The 17,665-nt window shown below is 72.9% G+C and carries 15 protein-coding genes; 3 read left to right on the top strand and 12 right to left on the bottom strand.

Features of this window, described 5'->3' with window-relative positions; translation table 11 throughout:
* Positions 1-53 precede the first annotated feature (53 nt).
* Positions 54-740: a pyridoxamine 5'-phosphate oxidase gene (pdxH, locus tag FHS34_RS16240; RefSeq protein WP_184965755.1), complete on the bottom strand. Its 687-nt coding sequence runs from the start codon at positions 738-740 to the stop codon at positions 54-56.
* Positions 741-918: 178 nt separating this feature from the next.
* Here pdxH and FHS34_RS16235 point away from each other — a divergent pair, with 178 nt between their 5' ends.
* Positions 919-2,019, top strand: coding sequence for a citrate synthase 2 (locus tag FHS34_RS16235; RefSeq protein ID WP_184965754.1), 1,101 nt, complete (start codon positions 919-921; stop codon positions 2,017-2,019).
* Between the two features lie 160 nt (positions 2,020-2,179).
* On the opposite strand, the gene FHS34_RS16230 is transcribed toward FHS34_RS16235, so the two are convergent.
* From FHS34_RS16230 to FHS34_RS16185, 10 genes are all read right to left on the bottom strand, one after another.
* Entirely contained in the window at positions 2,180-3,205 is a 1,026-nt protein-coding gene (locus FHS34_RS16230; protein WP_184965752.1) for an isopenicillin N synthase family dioxygenase, read from the bottom strand.
* Between the two features lie 259 nt (positions 3,206-3,464).
* Complete coding sequence (locus FHS34_RS16225) at positions 3,465-4,100, bottom strand: TetR/AcrR family transcriptional regulator (protein WP_184965750.1); 636 nt, start codon at positions 4,098-4,100, stop codon at positions 3,465-3,467.
* 4 nt (positions 4,101-4,104) lie between these two features.
* Complete coding sequence (locus FHS34_RS16220; RefSeq protein WP_184965748.1) at positions 4,105-4,851, bottom strand: enoyl-CoA hydratase family protein; 747 nt, start codon at positions 4,849-4,851, stop codon at positions 4,105-4,107.
* Entirely contained in the window at positions 4,848-6,416 is a 1,569-nt protein-coding gene (locus FHS34_RS16215) for a 4-coumarate--CoA ligase family protein (RefSeq protein ID WP_184965746.1), read from the bottom strand. The genes FHS34_RS16220 and FHS34_RS16215 overlap by 4 nt, the downstream gene beginning before the upstream one ends.
* 52 nt (positions 6,417-6,468) lie before the next feature.
* Positions 6,469-7,629, bottom strand: a complete 1,161-nt coding sequence (locus tag FHS34_RS16210) for an acyl-CoA dehydrogenase family protein (protein WP_184965744.1) — start codon at positions 7,627-7,629, stop codon at positions 6,469-6,471.
* 54 nt (positions 7,630-7,683) lie between these two features.
* Positions 7,684-9,531 carry an acetyl/propionyl/methylcrotonyl-CoA carboxylase subunit alpha gene (locus FHS34_RS16205; RefSeq protein ID WP_184965742.1) on the bottom strand — a complete coding sequence of 616 codons (1,848 nt, stop codon included), beginning with the start codon at positions 9,529-9,531 and terminating at the stop codon, positions 7,684-7,686.
* Between the two features lie 8 nt (positions 9,532-9,539).
* Positions 9,540-11,138, bottom strand: coding sequence for an acyl-CoA carboxylase subunit beta (locus FHS34_RS16200; RefSeq protein ID WP_184965740.1), 1,599 nt, complete (start codon positions 11,136-11,138; stop codon positions 9,540-9,542).
* Positions 11,135-12,850: an acyclic terpene utilization AtuA family protein gene (locus FHS34_RS16195; protein WP_184965737.1), complete on the bottom strand. Its 1,716-nt coding sequence runs from the start codon at positions 12,848-12,850 to the stop codon at positions 11,135-11,137. Before FHS34_RS16195 ends, FHS34_RS16200 begins: the two co-directional genes overlap by 4 nt.
* Positions 12,847-13,641: a TIGR03084 family metal-binding protein gene (locus tag FHS34_RS16190; RefSeq protein WP_184965735.1), complete on the bottom strand. Its 795-nt coding sequence runs from the start codon at positions 13,639-13,641 to the stop codon at positions 12,847-12,849. The genes FHS34_RS16195 and FHS34_RS16190 overlap by 4 nt, the downstream gene beginning before the upstream one ends.
* A gap of 141 nt (positions 13,642-13,782) precedes the next feature.
* Entirely contained in the window at positions 13,783-15,492 is a 1,710-nt protein-coding gene (locus tag FHS34_RS16185) for an NAD-dependent malic enzyme (RefSeq protein WP_184965733.1), read from the bottom strand.
* A 133-nt stretch (positions 15,493-15,625) separates the two neighbouring features.
* Between FHS34_RS16185 and FHS34_RS16180 the strand changes: the two genes are divergently transcribed.
* Both FHS34_RS16180 and FHS34_RS16175 read left to right on the top strand, forming a co-directional pair.
* Positions 15,626-16,468, top strand: a complete 843-nt coding sequence (locus tag FHS34_RS16180; RefSeq protein ID WP_372478574.1) for a helix-turn-helix domain-containing protein — start codon at positions 15,626-15,628, stop codon at positions 16,466-16,468.
* Positions 16,431-16,619, top strand: coding sequence for a DUF397 domain-containing protein (locus FHS34_RS16175; protein WP_184965729.1), 189 nt, complete (start codon positions 16,431-16,433; stop codon positions 16,617-16,619). Before FHS34_RS16180 ends, FHS34_RS16175 begins: the two co-directional genes overlap by 38 nt.
* 93 nt (positions 16,620-16,712) lie before the next feature.
* Here the strand turns inward: FHS34_RS16175 and FHS34_RS16170 are convergent, their stop codons facing one another.
* The gene (locus FHS34_RS16170) at positions 16,713-17,642 is read right to left on the bottom strand and encodes an EamA family transporter (RefSeq protein WP_225817483.1); all 930 of its coding nucleotides are present in this window, start codon (positions 17,640-17,642) and stop codon (positions 16,713-16,715) included.
* Between the last annotated feature and the right edge of the window lie 23 nt (positions 17,643-17,665).

Below are 17,665 nucleotides of genomic sequence, written 5' to 3'. Positions count from 1 at the left end.
GGCTCCTCCACGGAGGAACCCAGCCCGCGGGTCGTCTGCGTTCCCGGACGGGGTCACGGGCTGAGGCGTTCGACCTTCCAGCTGCCGTTCGGCCGGGCGACGTAGCGCAGACGGTCGTGGAGGCGGTTCACGCGGCCCTGCCAGAACTCGATCGTCCCGGGGGCGACGCGGAAGCCGCCCCAGTGCGGTGGGACCGGGACCTGTTCGTCCTCGGGGTAGCGGGCCCCGAGTTCGGCGTAGGCGGTGTCCAGTTCGGTGCGGGAGGCGATCACCGTGGACTGGGCGCTGGCCCAGGCGCCCAGCTGGGAGCCGTGCGGGCGGCTGCGGAAGTAGGCGGCGGTCTCGTCGCGGCCGGTGCGCCGGGCGGTGCCGGTGACGATGACCTGGCGGGCCAGCGGGTGCCAGGGGAAGAGCAGCGAGACGTGCGGGTTCTCCGCGAGGTCGCGGGCCTTGCGGGAGTCGTAGTTGGTGTAGAAGACGAAGCCGTCGGTGTCGAACTGCTTCATCAGGACCGTGCGTGAGCTGGGGCGGCCCGTCGCGTCCGCCGTGGAGACGACCATCGCGTTGGGTTCGTAGAGCGTGCCGTGCAGGGTCGCCCGCGCGGCGTCCTCGAACCAGCGGGCGAACTGGTCCATCGGGTGGGTGGCGAGGTCCTCTTCGGCGAGGCCGTCGGCCCGGTACTGCTTGCGCATGGCGGCGGGGTCGAGCACGGGGTCCGGAAGCGGGTCGCGATCGGTCACGCGGTCATCCTGCCGTATCGAACGGGTATGGCACTCAGTGTCGTGTGGTCTCCCCAACCATGGCACCGGGAGTTATCGTGCTGCTCCCCCCTTGCGGTTGGGTTGACCGCGGGTGACGACCGGCGGATCGGGGCATCACCGGGGTGACCACCGCCCACACATCACGAGGAGCCGCCTGATGTCCGATTTCGTACCCGGGCTCGAAGGTGTCGTCGCGTTCGAGACGGAGATCGCCGAACCGGACAAGGAGGGCGGCGCCCTGCGCTACCGGGGCGTCGACATCGAGGACCTGGTCGGGCACGTCTCGTTCGGGAACGTGTGGGGGCTGCTGGTCGACGGCGCCTTCAACCCCGGTCTGCCGCCCGCCGAGCCGTTCCCCATCCCGGTGCACTCCGGTGACATCCGCGTGGACGTGCAGTCGGCGCTGGCCATGCTCGCGCCGGTGTGGGGGCTGCGGCCCCTGCTCGACATCGACGAGGGGCAGGCGCGGGAGGACCTCGCGCGGGCCGCCGTCATGGCCCTGTCCTACGTCGCCCAGTCCGCGCGCGGGCAGGGGCTGCCGATGGTGCCGCAGCGGGAGATCGACAAGGCCGGCTCGGTGGTGGAGCGGTTCATGATCCGCTGGCGGGGCGAGCCGGATCCGAAGCACGTGGCGGCCGTGGACGCGTACTGGACGTCCGCCGCCGAGCACGGCATGAACGCCTCGACCTTCACGGCCCGGGTCATCGCCTCCACGGGTGCGGATGTCGCCGCCGCGCTGTCGGGTGCGGTGGGCGCGATGTCCGGGCCGCTGCACGGTGGTGCGCCCTCCCGGGTGCTGGGAATGATCGAGGAGATCGAGCGGACCGGGGACGCGGAGGCGTACGTCAAGGGCGCGCTGGACCGCGGTGAGCGGCTGATGGGCTTCGGGCACCGGGTGTACCGGGCCGAGGACCCGCGGGCGCGGGTGCTGCGGCGTACGGCACGGGAGCTCGGGGCGCCGCGGTTCGAGGTGGCCGAGGCGCTGGAGAAGGCCGCGCTGGAGGAGCTGCACAACCGCCGTCCGGACCGGGTGCTCGCCACGAACGTGGAGTTCTGGGCCGCGATCATGCTCGACTTCGCGCAGGTGCCGGCGCACATGTTCACGTCGATGTTCACGTGCGCCCGTACGGCCGGGTGGTCGGCGCACATCCTGGAGCAGAAGCGGACGGGGCGGCTGGTGCGGCCCTCTGCCCGGTATGTGGGGCCGGGGTCGCGGCGGCCTCAGGACATCGAGGGGTTCGACGACATCGCCCGCTGAGGGGCGGCTCGGGGCGCGTGACGGCCGCGGGCGGGTGGCGGCCGCCCGCGCCGCGGCGGGCGCTCGGTGTCGACGCGGCCCGCGCCTTGGAGCGGCCCCGTGCCTTGGAGTCGCGGCCGGTTCTCTCACCCGGCCGTCAGCAGGTGCGTCGGCGGGTTCCTCACGCGGGCGTCAGCAGGGCCGCGTGGTGTCGCCGGGCCGCCAGTGGGTGAGCCCTGAGCTTGCCCTTCAGCTCGTTGTAGCCGTACTCGGCGTACAGCGGGTTCGTCGGGTCCGTGGTGATGCCGGGGGCCTGGGCGGCGTGCGGGAAGGGCAGGGGCTCGATCCTGGCGTCCAGACGCGGGTTGTAGAAGAACGGGACCGAGAAGCGCTCGGTGGCGCCGGGCGGGCTGACGACCCGGTGGTTCGTGGCCAGCAGGTAGCCGTTGGTCGCCACTTCGAGCAGTTCGCCGAGGTTGACGACGAACGCGCCGTCGAGGGGCGGTACGTCGTGGAAGCGGCCGTCCTCGCGTTCGACCTGGAGGCCGCCGACGGTGTCCTGGAGGAGCAGGGTGAGGAAGCCGTAGTCCTTGTGGGCGCCGACGCCCTGGCCGGTGCCGTCGGCCGCGCTCCCGGGGTAGCGGACGAGCTTGAGGTGCGGGTGGGCGTGGTCGCCGAATACCGGGTCGTAGAAGTCGGCCGGGGCGCCGATGGCGGTCAGGAGTTCGCGCAGCAGGCGGTCGGCCACCGTGCCGAGCCTGTCGATCCAGGTGAGGGCGGCCGTACGGAGGCCGGGGAGGGCGGCCGGCCACTGGTTGGGACCCTGCAGCCACCAGTACGGGGGTTCGCCGGGGGCGGGGATCCGGGCGGGGCGCTCGGCGCCTATGTCGAGCTGGTCGCGCCAGTCGCGGGCGCCGGCGGTGTGCTCGTCACCGGTGCGGGTGTAGCCGCGGAAGTGCGGGGATCCGGTGTTGTCGAGGGCGAGCCGGTCGGCCTCGGGGAGGGCGAAGAAGGCGCGCATGGCGGTGAGCAGCGCGTCGGTCTCGGCCCGGGTGACACCGTGTCCGACGAGCTGGAAGAAGCCGACGTCGTGGGCGGCGCTGTGCAGCTGGGCGTGGAGCAGGGCGCGGGCCTGGGGGCCGCGGTCGGCGGCCGACAGGTCGACGATCGGGAGCTGGTCGTACGACGTCGCTGTGTGCGTGGTCATGAGGCGTCCGCAGGGTGTACGGGGCGCGAGTGGCCGCCGGGGGGTGGAGGCGGCCCCCGGTGCCGGAAAAAGGGAGAGAAAGAAAGAGATGCAGGGGGCTCGTCAGGCGGAGAAGCGCCGACAGCCCATGCTCGTGACGCGCACGTAGTCCACGTGGCGGCGGCGGACGAGCATCGGAAGCATGGGGCAAGGGTACTGCGTGCCACGCGGAAGGCCTGTGGCCCCCCTCACAGGGCGGGGCGTGGCCGACGCGGGCGGGTCAGCCGAGCGCTTCCTCCAGCAGGGCCGCCCACTGGGCGACGACGCGTCTGCGGCGGCCGGCGTCGTCGGTGAGGAGGTTGGCGAGGCCCAGGCCGCGGGCCATGTCCAGGAAGCCCTGGACGGTCTCGCGGACGCCGGGGCGGGATTCGTCGGCGCCGAGGAGGTCGACGGCGATCCGGTGGGTCTCGCGGCCGACGCGCGCCTCCAGCTCGGTCACGCGCGGGCGCAGCTGGTCCTCGTTGGAAGCGGCGACCCACAGGTGCAGGGCGGCGCGGAAGAGCGGGCCGGTGTAGAGGTCGACGACGGCGGAGACGACGGCGCGGCGGTCGGCGGCGCCGTCCGGGAACAGCGCCCGCAGGGCGAGGGAGCGTTCCTCGGAGACGTACTCGACGGCCGCGGTGAAGAGGTCCTCCCGGGTGGGGAAGTGGTGCTGGGCGGCGCCCCGGGAGACGCCGGCGCGTTCGGCGACGACGGTGACCGTGGAGCCCGCCCAGCCGTGCTCGGCGAGGCAGGCCACGGCGGCCTCCAGGAGCCGCTGCCGGGTGGCCCGGCTGCGGTCCTGTTTGGGGCTGCGGTCGGGCCTCGTGCCGCGGTCCTGGCGGGGCAGGGGGTCGCGTTCCGCCGTCGTGCTCATCCGGTCACACCACCCATGCCGCGTCCCGTCTTTCCAGGAAGGCCGTCATCCCCTCTCGGGCCTCGCCGGAGGAGAACAGCCGGGCCGAGAGGGCGGTCAGTTCCGCCGCGTCCCGGTCGAACGTCTCCAGCACCCTAGCCGTGAGCAGCCGTTTCGTCTCGGCCAGGGCCTGCGGGGCGGAGCGGCGCAGGCCGTCCAGGACGGGGGCGAGGGCGTCGTCGACGTCGTCCGCCGTCACCGTCAGCAGCCCCAGGCGTACGGCCTCGGCCGGGCCGAAGCGTTCGCCGGTGAGGTAGTGGCGGGCCAGGGCGCGGGGGTCGGCGCGGGGGATGACGGGGAGGGAGATCACCGCGGGGGCCACGCCGATGCGTACCTCGGTGAAGGCGAAGGTGGCGTCGGCGGAGGCCGCGGTGATGTCGCAGGCGGCGAGCAGTCCGAGGCCGCCCGCGCGGACGTGGCCGGTGACGCGGGCGACGACCGGTCTGGGCAGTTCGACGATCTGCCGGAGGAGGGCCACCAGCGCGTCCGGGTCGGGCGGGTCGCGCAGGTCGGCGCCGGCGCAGAAGGTGGTGCCGGTGTGGGTGAGGACGACGGCCCGCACGTCGGGGTCCTTGCCGCAGTCGGCCAGGGCTTCGGCGAGGGCGGACACCAGGGGAGCCGAGAGGGCGTTGCGGGTGCCGGTGGCGTCCAGGCTGAGGGTGGTGACGGCTCGCGTGCGGGTGCGGCCGATCGGTGCGGTCGGGTCGGTCACGTGTGCTCCCTGAGCTGTCGGCGCAGGATCTTGCCGGAGGCGGCGCGGGGGACGGTGTCGATGAAGGTGATCCGGCGGACGCGTTTGTAGGGGGCGACGCGTTCGGCGACGTGGAGCAGGACGTCGTTCTCGGTGAGTTCGCCGGCGCCGGCGTGGCGGACGACGAAGGCGTGCGGGATCTCGTTGCCGTCGTCGTCGAGGGCGCCGATGACGGCGGCGTCGGCGATGCCGGGGTGGGTGAGCAGGAGGGCCTCCAGTTCGGCGGGGGCCACCTGGAAGCCCTTGTACTTGATGAGTTCCTTCACCCGGTCCACGACGAACAGCCAGCCGTCGGCGTCGGTGTGGCCGACGTCCCCGGTGTGCAGCCAGCCGTCGGTGTCGATCATGGCGGCGGTGGCGTCGGGGCGGCCGAGGTAGCCCTTCATCACCTGGGGGCCGCGAATGAGGATCTCGCCCGCCTCGCCGGTGCCGAGGTCCTTGCCGGGGTCGTCCAGGGAGACGATCCGCATCTCGGTGCCGGCGATGAGCCTGCCGACGGTGCCGGCGGGGGCGTCGTGCAGGCGGTCGAGGGGGACGACGTGGGTGCCCGGGGACAGTTCCGTCATGCCGTAGGCCTGGCCGATCGGGGGCAGGCCGAGCCGCTGTGCGCAGGCGTGGGCGAGCTGGGCGTCCAGCGGGGCGGCGGCGCTGAGGACGTATTGCAGGGACGAGAGGTCGTAGCCGCTGACCGCCGGGTGTTTGGCGAGGGCGAGGACGATCGGCGGGGCGACGTACAGGCCGGTGATGCGGTGGTTCTCGATGGCGGCGAGGAAGGTGTCCAGCTCGAAGCGGGGGAGGACGACGACGGTGGCGCCCTGCCTCAGGGGGGCGTTCATCAGGGCGGTGAGGCCGTAGATGTGGAAGAACGGCAGGACGGCGAGGATGCGGTCGCCGGGGCCGGCCGGGACGGCGGGCTCCAGCTGGGCGAGGTTGGTGGCGATCTGCCGGTGGGTGAGCATGACGCCCTTGGGGACGCCGGTGGTGCCGGAGGAGTACGGCAGTGCGGCGATGTCCTCGGCCGGGTCGATGTCCAGCCGTGGTTCGGGTCCGTCGAAGGCGAGCAGGTCGCTCAGCGAGCGGTGCCCGGGCGCGCTGTCGCACACGAGTATCTCCCGTACGCAGCCGGCGATCTCGGCGGCGCGGCGGGCGGTCTCCAGCAGGGGGGAGACGGTGACGATCCAGCGGGCGGCGCTGTCGCGGAGCTGTTTGGCGAACTCTTCGGCGGTCGCGAGCGGGTGCACGGTGGTGACGGCGGCACCCGCGCGCGTGGCCGCGTAGAAGGCGGTCGGGAAGGCGATCGTGTTGGGGCTGTGCAGGGCGAGGACGTCGCCCTTGCGGACGCCGATGTCGGCGAGGCCGGCGGCGATGCGGCGGTGGAACCGGTCCACCTGCTCGTACGTGAGGGTGGTGCCGTCCGTGCCGTCGACGAGGGCCGGCCGGTCGCCGAAGGCGGCGGCGCGGCCCAGGACGGCCTCGTGGATGGGGAGTTCTACGGGCGGGACGTCTGCGTACTCGCTGCGGAACACGGTTCCTCCAAGACGGGCGCCTGGTACGACCTGGGCAGGCCCGGGCCCCGCCCTAGTACGACTTGGGCAGACCCAGGGTCTGGTGGGAGACGTAGTTGAGAATCATCTCCCGGCTCACCGGTGCAATACGAGCCACGCGTGCGGCTGTTATCAACGAGGCGAGGCCGAATTCGCGCGTGAGGCCGTTGCCGCCGAGCGTGTGGACCGCCTGGTCGACGGCCTTCACGCAGGCCTCGCCCGCCGCGTACTTGGCCATGTTGGCGGCCTCGCCCGCGCCGATGTCGTCTCCGGAGTCGTAGAGGTGGGCCGCCTTCTGCGTCATCAGCCGGGCGAGTTCGAGGTCGATGTGGGCCTGTGCCAGGGGGTGCGCGATGGCCTGGTGGGCGCCGATGGGGGACTTCCAGACGGTGCGGTCGCGGGCGTACTCGATCGCCTTGGCGAGCGCGTAACGGCCCATGCCGATGGCGAAGGCGGCGGTCATGATCCGCTCGGGGTTGAGTCCGGCGAACAGCTGGAGCAGACCGGCGTCCTCGTCGCCGACGAGGGCGTCGGCGGGCAGCCGTACGTCGTCCAGGACCAGCTCGAACTGCTTCTCGGCGGCGTTGAGTTCCATGTCGATGGGGTGTTTGTGGAAGCCCTCGGCGTCCGTCGGGACGATGAACAGGCAGGGCTTGAGGTTGCCGGTGCGGGCGTCCTCCGTGCGGCCGACGATCAGTACGGCGTCGGCCATGTCGACGCCGGAGATGAACACCTTGCGGCCGGTGAGGAGCCAGTCGGTGCCGTCCCGCCGGGCCGTGGTGGTGATGCGGTGGCTGTTGGAGCCGGCGTCGGGTTCGGTGATGCCGAAGGCCATGAGACGGGTGCCGTCGGCGATTCCGGGGAGCCACCGCCGCTTCTGGGCCTCGGTGCCGAAGCGGGAGATCACGGTGCCGCAGATGGCCGGTGAGACCACCAGCATGAGCAGGGGCGAGCCTGCCGCGCCGAGTTCCTCCAGCACGAGGGAGAGTTCGGTGATGCCGCCGCCCCCGCCGCCGTGCTCCTGGGGGAGACTCACGCCGAGGTATCCGAGTCTGCCCGCCTCGGACCAGAGCTCGGTGAGGGGCTTGCCTTCGGCGACGGTGCGGGTGAGGTACTCGCGGCCGTAGCGCTTGCCGAGGGCGGCCACTGCGGATCGGAGGGCCTTGTGTTCTTCGGATTCGATGTGGGTGGTCATCGGACTCCTTCGGGCTGCGGGTGATCCGTGGCTGGGCGCGCGGTTCCCGCGCCCCTAGGGGGTCTGCACCACCGCCAGCAACATGCCCGGCTCCACCTGCCGGCCCGGCTCGGCGTGCAGGGCGGTGAGGGTTCCGGTGGCCGGCGCCGAGATCTGGTGCTGCATCTTCATCGCCTCCAGCCATATGAGGCCCTGGCCCGCCTGAACCGTTGCCCCTTCCGTCAGGCCGTCGGCGATCTTGACCACCGTGCCGGGCATCGGGGCCACCAGCGAACCGGGGGCGAGCTGGGACGCCGGGTCGGGGAAGCGGGGCAGGGCGGTGAGGCGGACGGTGTTGACGTGGACCTGGTCGCCGTACCGGCACACCTCGAACGTCCGCCGTACCCCGTCCACTTCGAGCACCACCAGACCCGCGTCGGCGTGCACGACCCGGACCCCGTCGGCGGCCAGGCCCTCCCTCGTGTACCGGTAGCGGACCTCGTGCTCCTCCCCCGCCATCTCGTACCGCTTGGCCTGCGGCTGCGAGGGGAGGTTGCGCCAGCCGCCGAAGCGGGAGCGGGAGCGGGCGTCGGCGAGGGCCGCGGCCAGGGGGGCGTACGGGTCGGGGGCGGGCTCGGTCAGTCCGGCGAGGTGGCGGTCGTAGAAGCCGGTGTCCATGCGGGCGGCCGTGAACTCCTCGTGGCGCAGGGAGCGCACCAGCAGGTCCCGGTTGGTGACCGGGCCGTGGATCGCGGCGGACTCCAGTGCGCCGGCGAGGCGGCGGATCGCCTCGGCGCGGGTGGGTGCGTGGGCGACGACCTTGGCGAGCATCGCGTCGTAGTGGACGCCGATGGTGTCGCCGTCGGTGTAGCCGGTGTCCAGGCGGACGCCGTCGGGGACGGCGAGGCGGTGCAGGGTGCCGGTCTGGGGGGCCCAGCCGTGGGCGGGGTCCTCGGCGTAGAGGCGGGCCTCGATCGCGTGGCCCCGCGGGCGGGGCGGGTCGCTCTCCAGGGCGTGACCCTCCGCGACGCGAATCTGCCCGGCGACCAGGTCGAGTCCGAACACCGCCTCGGTGACGGGGTGTTCGACCTGGAGGCGGGTGTTCATCTCCAGGAAGTGGGCGCGGCCGTCGGCGACGAGGAACTCGACGGTTCCGGCGCCGACGTACGAGACGGCGCGGGCGGCGCGCACGGACAGCGCGTGCAGCTCCTTGGTGAGCTCCTCACCGATCCCGGGCGCCGGGGCCTCCTCGACGACCTTCTGGTGGCGGCGCTGGAGGGAGCAGTCGCGGGTGCCGAGCGGCCAGACGGTGCCGTGGGTGTCGGCGAGGATCTGCACCTCCACATGGCGGCCGTGTTCGAGGTACGGCTCCACGAAGACCTCGCCGTCGCCGAAGGCGCTCGCGGCCTCGGCGCGCGCGCCCTCCAGCGCGTCCGGCAGCTCGTCCAGGCGGCGCACGATCCGCATGCCGCGCCCCCCGCCGCCGGCCGCCGCCTTCACCAGGACCGGCAGGTCGGCCTCGGTGACCTCGGCCGCGTCCAGGGGCGCGAGGCCCATCAGCCGTTTGGCGCGGGTCTTGGACGCCATGGCCTCGATGGCCTCCGGGGGCGGGCCGATCCAGGTCAGACCGGCGTCCACGACCGCGCGGGCGAAGCCGTCGTTCTCGGAGAGGAAGCCGTAGCCGGGGTGCACGGCGTCGGCGCCGGAGGCCAGGGCCGCCTTCACGATTCTGTCGCCGCGCAGATACGTCCCGGCGGGTGCCGCGCCGGGCAGCCGTACCGCCGTGTCGGCCACGCGGGTGTGGAGGGCGTCCGCGTCCGCGTCGGAGTACACCGCGACCGTCCGGATTCCCAGCTCACGGCAGGTGCGGAAGATACGGCAGGCGATCTCGCCGCGGTTGGCGACGAGCACACTCGAAATCACGTGGTCCCTCACATCCGGAAGACGCCGAAGCCGCCGCGCGCACCCTCGTAGGGCGCGGTGTGAACGGCGGAGAGGCACAGGCCGAGAACGGTGCGGGTGTCGCGCGGGTCGATGACGCCGTCGTCGTACAGCCGCCCCGACAGGAACATGGGCAGCGACTCGGACTCGATCTGCTGCTCCACCATGGCGCGCAGAGCCGCGTCCGCGTCCTCGTCGTACGGCCGGCCCTTCGCCGCCGCCGACTGCCGGGCGACGATCGACAGCACGCCCGCGAGCTGCTGGGGGCCCATGACGGCCGACTTGGCGCTGGGCCAGGCGAACAGGAAGCGGGGGTCGTAGGCGCGGCCGCACATGCCGTAGTGCCCGGCGCCGTAGGAGGCGCCCATGAGGACCGACAGGTGCGGGACCCTGCTGTTGCTCACCGCGTTGATCATCATCGCGCCGTGCTTGATGATGCCGCCCTGCTCGTACTCCCGGCCGACCATGTAGCCGGTGGTGTTGTGCAGGAAGAGCAGCGGGATGTCGCGCTGGTTGGCGAGCTGGATGAACTGGGCGGCCTTCTGGGACTCGGCGCTGAACAGGACTCCCCGGGCGTTGGCGAGGATGCCGACGGGGTAGCCGTGCAGGGCTGCCCAGCCGGTGACCAGGCTGGTGCCGTACAGCGGTTTGAACTCGTCGAAGTCGGAGCCGTCCACGATCCGGGCGATGACCTCACGCGGGTCGAAGGGGGTCTTCAGGTCGCCCGGGACGATGCCGAGGAGTTCCTCGGGGTCGTACTTGGGCGGCTCGGCGGGGCCGGGGTCCGGATACGCCTTGCGGTGGTTGAGGCGGGCGACGACCCGCCGGGCCTGGCGCAGCGCGTCGGGCTCGTCCACGGCGAAGTAGTCGGCGAGTCCGGAGACCCGCGCGTGCATCTCGGCGCCGCCGAGGGACTCGTCGTCGCTCTCCTCGCCGGTGGCCATCTTCACCAGCGGCGGCCCGCCGAGGAACACCTTGGCGCGTTCCTTGACCATGATCACGTGGTCGGACATGCCGGGGACGTAGGCGCCGCCGGCGGTGGAGTTGCCGAAGACGACGGCGACGGTCGGGATGCCGGCGGCGGAGAGCCTCGTCAGGTCCCGGAAGATGGCGCCGCCCGGGATGAAGATCTCCTTCTGGGAGGGCAGGTCGGCGCCGCCGGACTCGACCAGGCTGATGCAGGGCAGCCGGTTGGCGAGCGCGATGTCGTTGGCGCGCAGGGCCTTCTTCAGGCTCCAGGGGTTGCTGGCGCCGCCGCGCACGGTCGGGTCGTTGGCGGTGATCAGGCACTCCACGCCCTCGACCACACCGATGCCGGTGACGAGGGAGGCGCCGACGGAGTAGTCGCTGCCCCAGGCGGCCAGCGGGGACAGTTCGAGGAACGGGGTGTCGGGGTCCAGCAGCAGCTCGATGCGCTCGCGGGCGAGCAGCTTGCCGCGGCCGCGGTGCCGTTCGACGTACTTCTCGCCGCCGCCGGCCAGCGCCTTGGCGTGCTCGGTCTCCAGATCGGCGAGCTTGGCGAGCATGGACCGGCGATGGGCCTGGCAGTCGGGGCCGGTGGGGTCGAGAGCGGTCTGCAGAACCGTCACAGCAGGGTCTCCGGGATGTCCAGGTGGCGGGAGCGCAGCCATTCACCGAGGGCCTTGGCCTGCGGGTCGAAGCGGTGCTGGGAGGCGACGCCCGCGCCGAGGATGCCCTCGACGACGAAGTTGAGGGCGCGCAGGTTCGGGAGCACGTGCCGGGTGACGGGCAGGTCCCGGGTCTCGGGCAGCAGCCGCCGGAACGCGTCGGTGGTCAGGGTGTGCGCGAGCCATCGCCAGGCGTCGTCCGTCCGCGCCCACACGCCGACGTTCGCGTTGCCGCCCTTGTCCCCGCTGCGGGCCCCGGCGACGAGACCGAGGGGCGCGCGGCGGGCCGGGCCGGGCGGCAGGGGTTCGGGCAGGGGCGGTGGCGGTACGGCGTCCAGGACCCGGGTCTCCCGGGGAGCCGGCACGGGGACACGGCGTCCGTCGTGGAGGACGGCCATATGGTCGACGTCCCCATGGGGCACGTACACATCCTCGAACACCCCATACGGGGCGCCCTTTCCTGGTGGGGACAGCACATGGAAGCCCGGGTAGCCGGCGAGCGCCAGTTCCACGGCGGCCCCGCTCAGCGCCCGCCCCACGACCCGCTCGTCGGGGTCCCGTACGACGAGCCGCAGCAGCGCGCTGGCCGTCTCCTCGGTGTCCGCGTCGGCCCGGTCCGTCCGCACCAGGTCCCAGCGGACGTCCGCGGGCGGCGACTTGGTGAGCGCGTCGGCGAGCTGCTCGCGCACCAGGGCCGCCTTGGCCTCGATGTCGAGTCCGGTGAGGACGAAGACGACCTCGTTGCGGAAGCCACCGATCAGGTTGATGCCGACCTTGAGCGTCGGCGGCGGCGCCTCCCCGCGCACGCCCTCGATCCGCACCCGGTCGGGACCGTCCTGGCCGAGCCGTACGGTGTCCAGCCGGGCGGTGACATCGGGCCCGGCGTACCGGCCGCCCCCGGTCTCGTACAGCAGCTGGGCGGTGACCGTGCCCACGTCCACGAAACCGCCGGTGCCCGGGTGCTTGGTGACGACACTGCCGCCGTCGGCGTGGATCTCGGCGAGCGGGAAGCCGGGCCGGCGTACGTCGCCCTCCCGGAAGAACGCGTAGTTGCCGCCGGTCGCCTGGGTCCCGCACTCCAGGACGTGCCCGGCCACGACGGCCCCGGCGAGCCGGTCGTACTCGTCCGGCCGCCAGCCGAAGTGGGCGGCGGCGGGCCCGGTGACGAGCGCCGCGTCGGTCACCCGGCCGGTGATCACCACGTCGGCGCCGGCCCGCAGGCACTCGGCGATGCCGAAGCCGCCGAGGTAGGCGTGGGCGGCGAGGGCGCCGTCGGCGGTCCCGCCGGGCCGGGCGCGGCCGAGCAGCCGGGGGAGGCCGGCGGTCAGATCGTCGCCCTCGACGTGCGCGACCCGGACCGGGATGCCGAGCCGGCCGGCCAGCGCCCGCACGGCGTCGGCGAGTCCGGCGGGGTTGAGACCGCCCGCGTTGGTGACGATCCGCACCCCGCGCTCGTGGGCGAGGCCGAGGCAGTCCTCCAGTTGGCGCAGGAAGGTGCGGGCGTACCCGGCGGAGGGGTCCTTCAGCCGGTCGCGGGCGAGGATCAGCATGGTCAGCTCGGCGAGGTAGTCACCGGTGAGGACGTCGAGTCCGCCGCCGGTGAGCATCTCGCGCAGGGCGTCGGAGCGGTCGCCGTAGAAGCCGGAGAAGTTGCCGATGCGCAGCGGGTTCACTCGGTGCCCTCCTTGGGCGGGCGGCCGGTGCCGGGCGGGCCCGCGAAGGCCTGGGCGATGTCGAGCCAGCGGTCGGCGTCCGGGCCCACGGCCGTCAGGGCGAGGTCGGCGCGGTGGGCGCGCTGGGTGACCAGGAGGCAGAAGTCCAGGGCGGAGCCGGTGACGCGCTGGCGGGCGCCGGACGGTCCGTGAGCCCACACCTCCCCCGACGGCGCGGTCACCTCGATGCGGAACTCCTCGTCCGGGACGGGCAGGCCGCGCACCCCGAAGGCGAAGTCCCGCGCCCGCACCCCGATGCGGACCACATGCCGGAGCCGGTCGGTCGGGGCGCGCACCACACCCAGGGCGTCCGCCACGTCCTGCCCATGGGCCCAGGTCTCCATGAGACGGCCCGTGGCCATTGAGGCGGCCGACATGGGCGGCCCGAACCAGGGGAACCGGGTGCCGCTCGGTGCCGCCCGCAGTGCCCGGTCCAGTGCGGTCCGGCCCTCCCGCCACCGGGCGAGCAGCTCGGCGGGCGCGAGCCGGGCGCCTTCCTCCGCGGCCTCGTCCACGAAGGAGTCGGGGGCCGCGAGCGCCCGCTTCACGGCTTCCTGGAAGCCGTCCTGGTCCGTGACGGCGAGCAGTGCGGCCTGGTCGGTCCAGTGCAGATGGGCGATCTGGTGGGCGATGGTCCAGCGCGGCGCGGGCGTCGCGAGCGCCCACCGATCCTCACTCAACTCGCCTACCAAGAGGTCGAGTTGGTCGCTTTCCTCGCGCAGGTCGTCGAAGACGGGCGTCGGGTCGGACATGGAGGGGAGCATGGCAGCGGGGCCAGAAACAATCAAGCATGCTTGCATTAATTTGGCCGAAGCGAACCGTGCGGCCCTCCCCCGGCGTCCGTCACGCGCTCTCGCGGGCGTGCGTCACGCGGGCGCTCTCGCCGGCGTCCGTCACACCGCTTCCACCGGTGGGTACGCCGGCTCCCAGCGGGCCGCCCGCACCGCCGCACCGACATCGTCCGGGACGGTCCGGGCCACTCCCTCCGCCACGGCCGTCCGGGCCACGGCCACGGCGACCGCTTCCGAGGTGGCGCGCAGGTCACGGATCGGCGGGAGGACCGGCGCGTCGGCGCGGGCGACCGCCGTGTCGCCGGTCCGGCGGGCCACCGCGTCGGCCGCCGCGCGGAGCATGCGGTCGGTGATGCGGGAGGCGCGGGTGACGATCACGCCGAGGCCGAGCCCGGGGAACACCAGCGCGTTGTTGGCCTGGCCGATCTCGTACGTCGTGCCGTCCCGCTCGACCGGCGCGAAGGGACTGCCGGTGGCCACCAGGGCCTTGCCGTCGGTCCAGTCGAGCAGGTCGGCGGGGGTGGCCTCGGCCAGGTCGGTGGGGTTGGACATGGGCAGGATGATCGGCCGCCCGGCGTGCTCGGCCATGGCGCGCACGATCTCCTCGGTGAAGGCGCCGCCCCGGCCCGAGGTGCCGATCAGGATGGTCGGACGGACCCGGCGGACCACCTCGCCGAGCGGGATGCCGGGCAGGTCCTCGTCCCGCCGCCAGCCCTCGACCTCACCGGCCGGGCGCGCGTACGCCCGCTGGACGTCGCGGAGCTGGTCGCCCTGGTCGCCGGTGAGCAGGCCGTACCGGTCGACGCACCAGAAGCGGGCGACGGCCTCGGCCCCGGTGAGCCCCTCGGCGATCAGGGCGTCGCGGAGCTGGTCGGCGACGCCGATGCCGGCGGTGCCCGCGCCGAAGACGACGATCCGGTGCTCGGGCAGGGGTGTTCCGGTGGCGCGGACGCCGGACAGGACGGCGGCGAGGTTCACGGCGCCGGTGCCCTGGATGTCGTCGTTGAAGGTGCAGACCCGGTCGCGGTAACGGTCGAGGATGCGGCGTGCGTTGGCGGTGCCGAAGTCCTCCCAGTGCAGCAGGGCGTCCGGGAAGAGCCGGGTGGCGGTGGTGACATAGGCGTCGATGAACGCGTCGTAGGTGTCGCGGTCGGCCCTCGGATGCCGGTTGCCGAGGTAGAGGGGGTTGTCGAGGAGCTCCCGGCGGTTGGTGCCGGCGTCGAGCATGACCGGCAGGGTGCGGCGCGGGTCGATGCCGACGGCGGCGGTGTAGACGGCCAGCTTGCCGACGGCGATGTCGATGCCGCCGACGCCCCAGTCGCCGATGCCGAGGATGCCCTCGCCGTCGGTGGCCACGATCAGGTCGACGTCGCCGGCGCCGAGCCCGCTCGCGCGCAGGGAGCGTTCGATGTCGTCGGGGGCGTCCACGGAGAGGTAGATGCCGCGCGGGCGGCGGTACTCGTAGCTGTAGCGCTCGATGGCCGTGCCCACGGTCGGCGTGTAGACGATGGGCAGCATCTCTTCGAGGTGGTCGCCGACGAGCCGGTAGAACAGCGTCTCGTTGCGGTCGTGCAGGTTGGTCAGGTTGACGCTCTTGGCCAGGTCGTTCGGCTGCTCACGGAACTGGGCGTAGGCGCGTTCGGCCTGCTCGTCCTGGGTGAGCACGTGCGGCGGGACCAGGCCGACGAGGTCCAGGGCCCGGCGCTCCGGCCCGGTGAACGCCGTACCGCGGTTGATCCGGGGGTCGGAGAGCACGGCCCGGCCACGGGCGGTGATCTTCAGGGGGCGGATGGAGTCGCTGTTCCCGGTCACTGGATCACCTCTCCGGTTCCGATCTGCCTCTTCAGGGTGACGGAGGAAAGGGGGATCCGCAGGGTGACATTCCCGCGTTGCCGACTCCACGGCGCATGCCGGTCGCTACCGTCGGTGAGGGGAGGTGGTGGGTGTGCGCAGCCGCGAACTGGATCCGAGCGCGTCGCCGCTGGACTACTACGGCTACGAGCTGCGGCGGGCGAGAGAGTCGGCCGGCCTGACGCTGGCACAGCTCGGCGCGATCGTGTTCTGCACGGGGTCGCTGATCGGGCAGATCGAAACGGCGGCGAGGGTGCCGCAACGGGACTTCTCCGAGCGGTTGGACGCCGCGCTGGGGACGGACGGGTTGTTCTCGCGACTGGTGGGACTGGTGTTGCGCAGCCAGCTGCCGAGTTGGTTCCAGCCGTACGCGGAGCTGGAGGCACGGGCGGCGTACATCTCCACGTTTCAGGCGCAGCTGGTGGACGGACTTCTACAGACCGAGGCGTACGCGCGCACCGTGCTGGGCCTACGGGATCGTACGGACCTCGACTCGCGGGTGGCCGCCCGACTGGAGCGGCAGCGGATCCTGGGCCGCGATGAGCCGCCGGCGACCTGGGCGGTGCTCAGCGAGGCCGTACTGCATCAGGAGATCGGCGATCGGCACGTCATGCGAGAACAACTCGCGCACCTGTTGACCATGCAGCACCGCTCTTGGGTGACCGTTCAGGTGCTGCCGTTCTCCGTCGGCGCCCACGCCGGCCTCATGGGGTCGTTCGCTCTCCTGCGCTTCGAGAAGGACCCCGACATCGTCTACAGCGAGGACTTCGTCCAAGGCCACATGACGGCCAATCCGCAAGCCGTCAAGGAAGGTTCGGTCCGTTACGATCAACTTCAGGCTGCGGCGCTCTCCGCCGAGGACTCGGCGGCGCTGATCACGCGCGTGATGAAGGAGCGTTATGGAAACGAACCGACACCTAGGCGCGACCTGGCGTAAGTCCTCCTACAGCGGTGACACCGGCGGCCAGTGCGTCGAAGTGGCCGCCCTTGACCCTCACATAGCGGTCCGCGACTCCAAGGCCCCCGCACCCATCCTCCTCTTCCCGGCCACCGCCTGGTCGGCGTTCATGGAGTCGGTGAAGGGCTGAACCGCCGCCCGCGGCCGGAAACCCAGGACGTCGCGGAACTCGCCGGGGCGGTGAGCGGGCGCCGGATCTCGGGGCGGGACCGGGCGTGACGCGTCACGCCTCCGGAGCCTGGGGCAGCCGCTTGCCGCGGCCCACCTGGGTGCGGACCGCGCCGATGCTCGCCGCGACGACCAGGGCGATGGCGGCGGCCTCCGGCACCGACAGCGACTGGCCGAGGATCAGGAAGCCGGCCGTCGCCGCGATCGCCGGTTCGAGACTCATCATGATCGCGAACGTGGAGGCGGGCAGGCGGCGCAGGGCCAGGAGTTCGAGGGTGTAGGGCAGGACCGAGGAGAGCAGGGCCACCGCCGAGCCCAGGGCGATGGTGGTGGGGTTCAGGAGGCGGGTGCCCGCCGAGACGATGCCGATCGGCAGGAAGAGCACGGCCGCCACCACCATGGCCAGGGCCAGGCCGTCCGCCTGGGGGAAGCGTCGGCCGGTACGGGCGCTGAAGACTATGTAGGCAGCCCACATGGCTCCCGCTCCGAGGGCGAAGGCGACACCTATGGGGTCCAGGTCGCCGAAGCCTCCGCCGCCGAGCAGGAACACACCCCCGAGGGCCAGGCCGGCCCAGAGCACGTTGATCGCGCGGCGGGAGGCCAGGACGGACAGGGCCAGCGGGCCGAGGACTTCGAGGGTGACCGCCGGGCCCAGCGGGATACGGGCCACCGCCTCGTAGAACAGGCCGTTCATCGCACCCATGGCGATACCGAAGACGACCACCGTGCCCCAGTCGGTGCGCGAGTGGCCCCGCAGGCGGGGGCGGCAGACCAGGAGGAGGACGATCGCGGCCGCGACCAGGCGCAGGGTCACCACGCCCGCCGCGCCCGCCCGGGGCATCAGGGTCACCGCGAGCGCGCCGCCGAACTGCACCGAGACACAGCCGGCCAGCACCAGCCCGACGGGGCCGAGCGAGCCGAGGCGATGCTGCCCCGCGACGGGGGCGACCGGGGTCTTGGTGTCGGTGCTGGGCGAGGCGGTCACGGGCGGTCCTGTGCTTGATCGGG

Origin of the sequence: Streptomyces echinatus (assembly GCF_014203595.1) — a bacterium.
Classification (GTDB): Bacteria; Actinomycetota; Actinomycetes; order Streptomycetales; family Streptomycetaceae; genus Streptomyces; species Streptomyces echinatus.
This window is presented reverse-complemented; position numbering and strand designations above follow the sequence as displayed.

What these genes read in the sequence shown, in the direction of transcription:
- FHS34_RS16225 (WP_184965750.1), bottom strand. Translation starts at nt 4,100, where the DNA reads ATGAGCACGACGGCGGAACGCGACCCCCTGCCCCGCCAGGACCGCGGC.
- FHS34_RS16230 (WP_184965752.1), bottom strand. Translation starts at nt 3,205, where the DNA reads ATGACCACGCACACAGCGACGTCGTACGACCAGCTCCCGATCGTCGAC.
- FHS34_RS16235 (WP_184965754.1), top strand. Translation starts at nt 919, where the DNA reads ATGTCCGATTTCGTACCCGGGCTCGAAGGTGTCGTCGCGTTCGAGACG.
- FHS34_RS16190 (WP_184965735.1), bottom strand. Translation starts at nt 13,641, where the DNA reads ATGTCCGACCCGACGCCCGTCTTCGACGACCTGCGCGAGGAAAGCGAC.
- FHS34_RS16175 (WP_184965729.1), top strand. Translation starts at nt 16,431, where the DNA reads ATGGAAACGAACCGACACCTAGGCGCGACCTGGCGTAAGTCCTCCTAC.
- FHS34_RS16210 (WP_184965744.1), bottom strand. Translation starts at nt 7,629, where the DNA reads ATGACCACCCACATCGAATCCGAAGAACACAAGGCCCTCCGATCCGCA.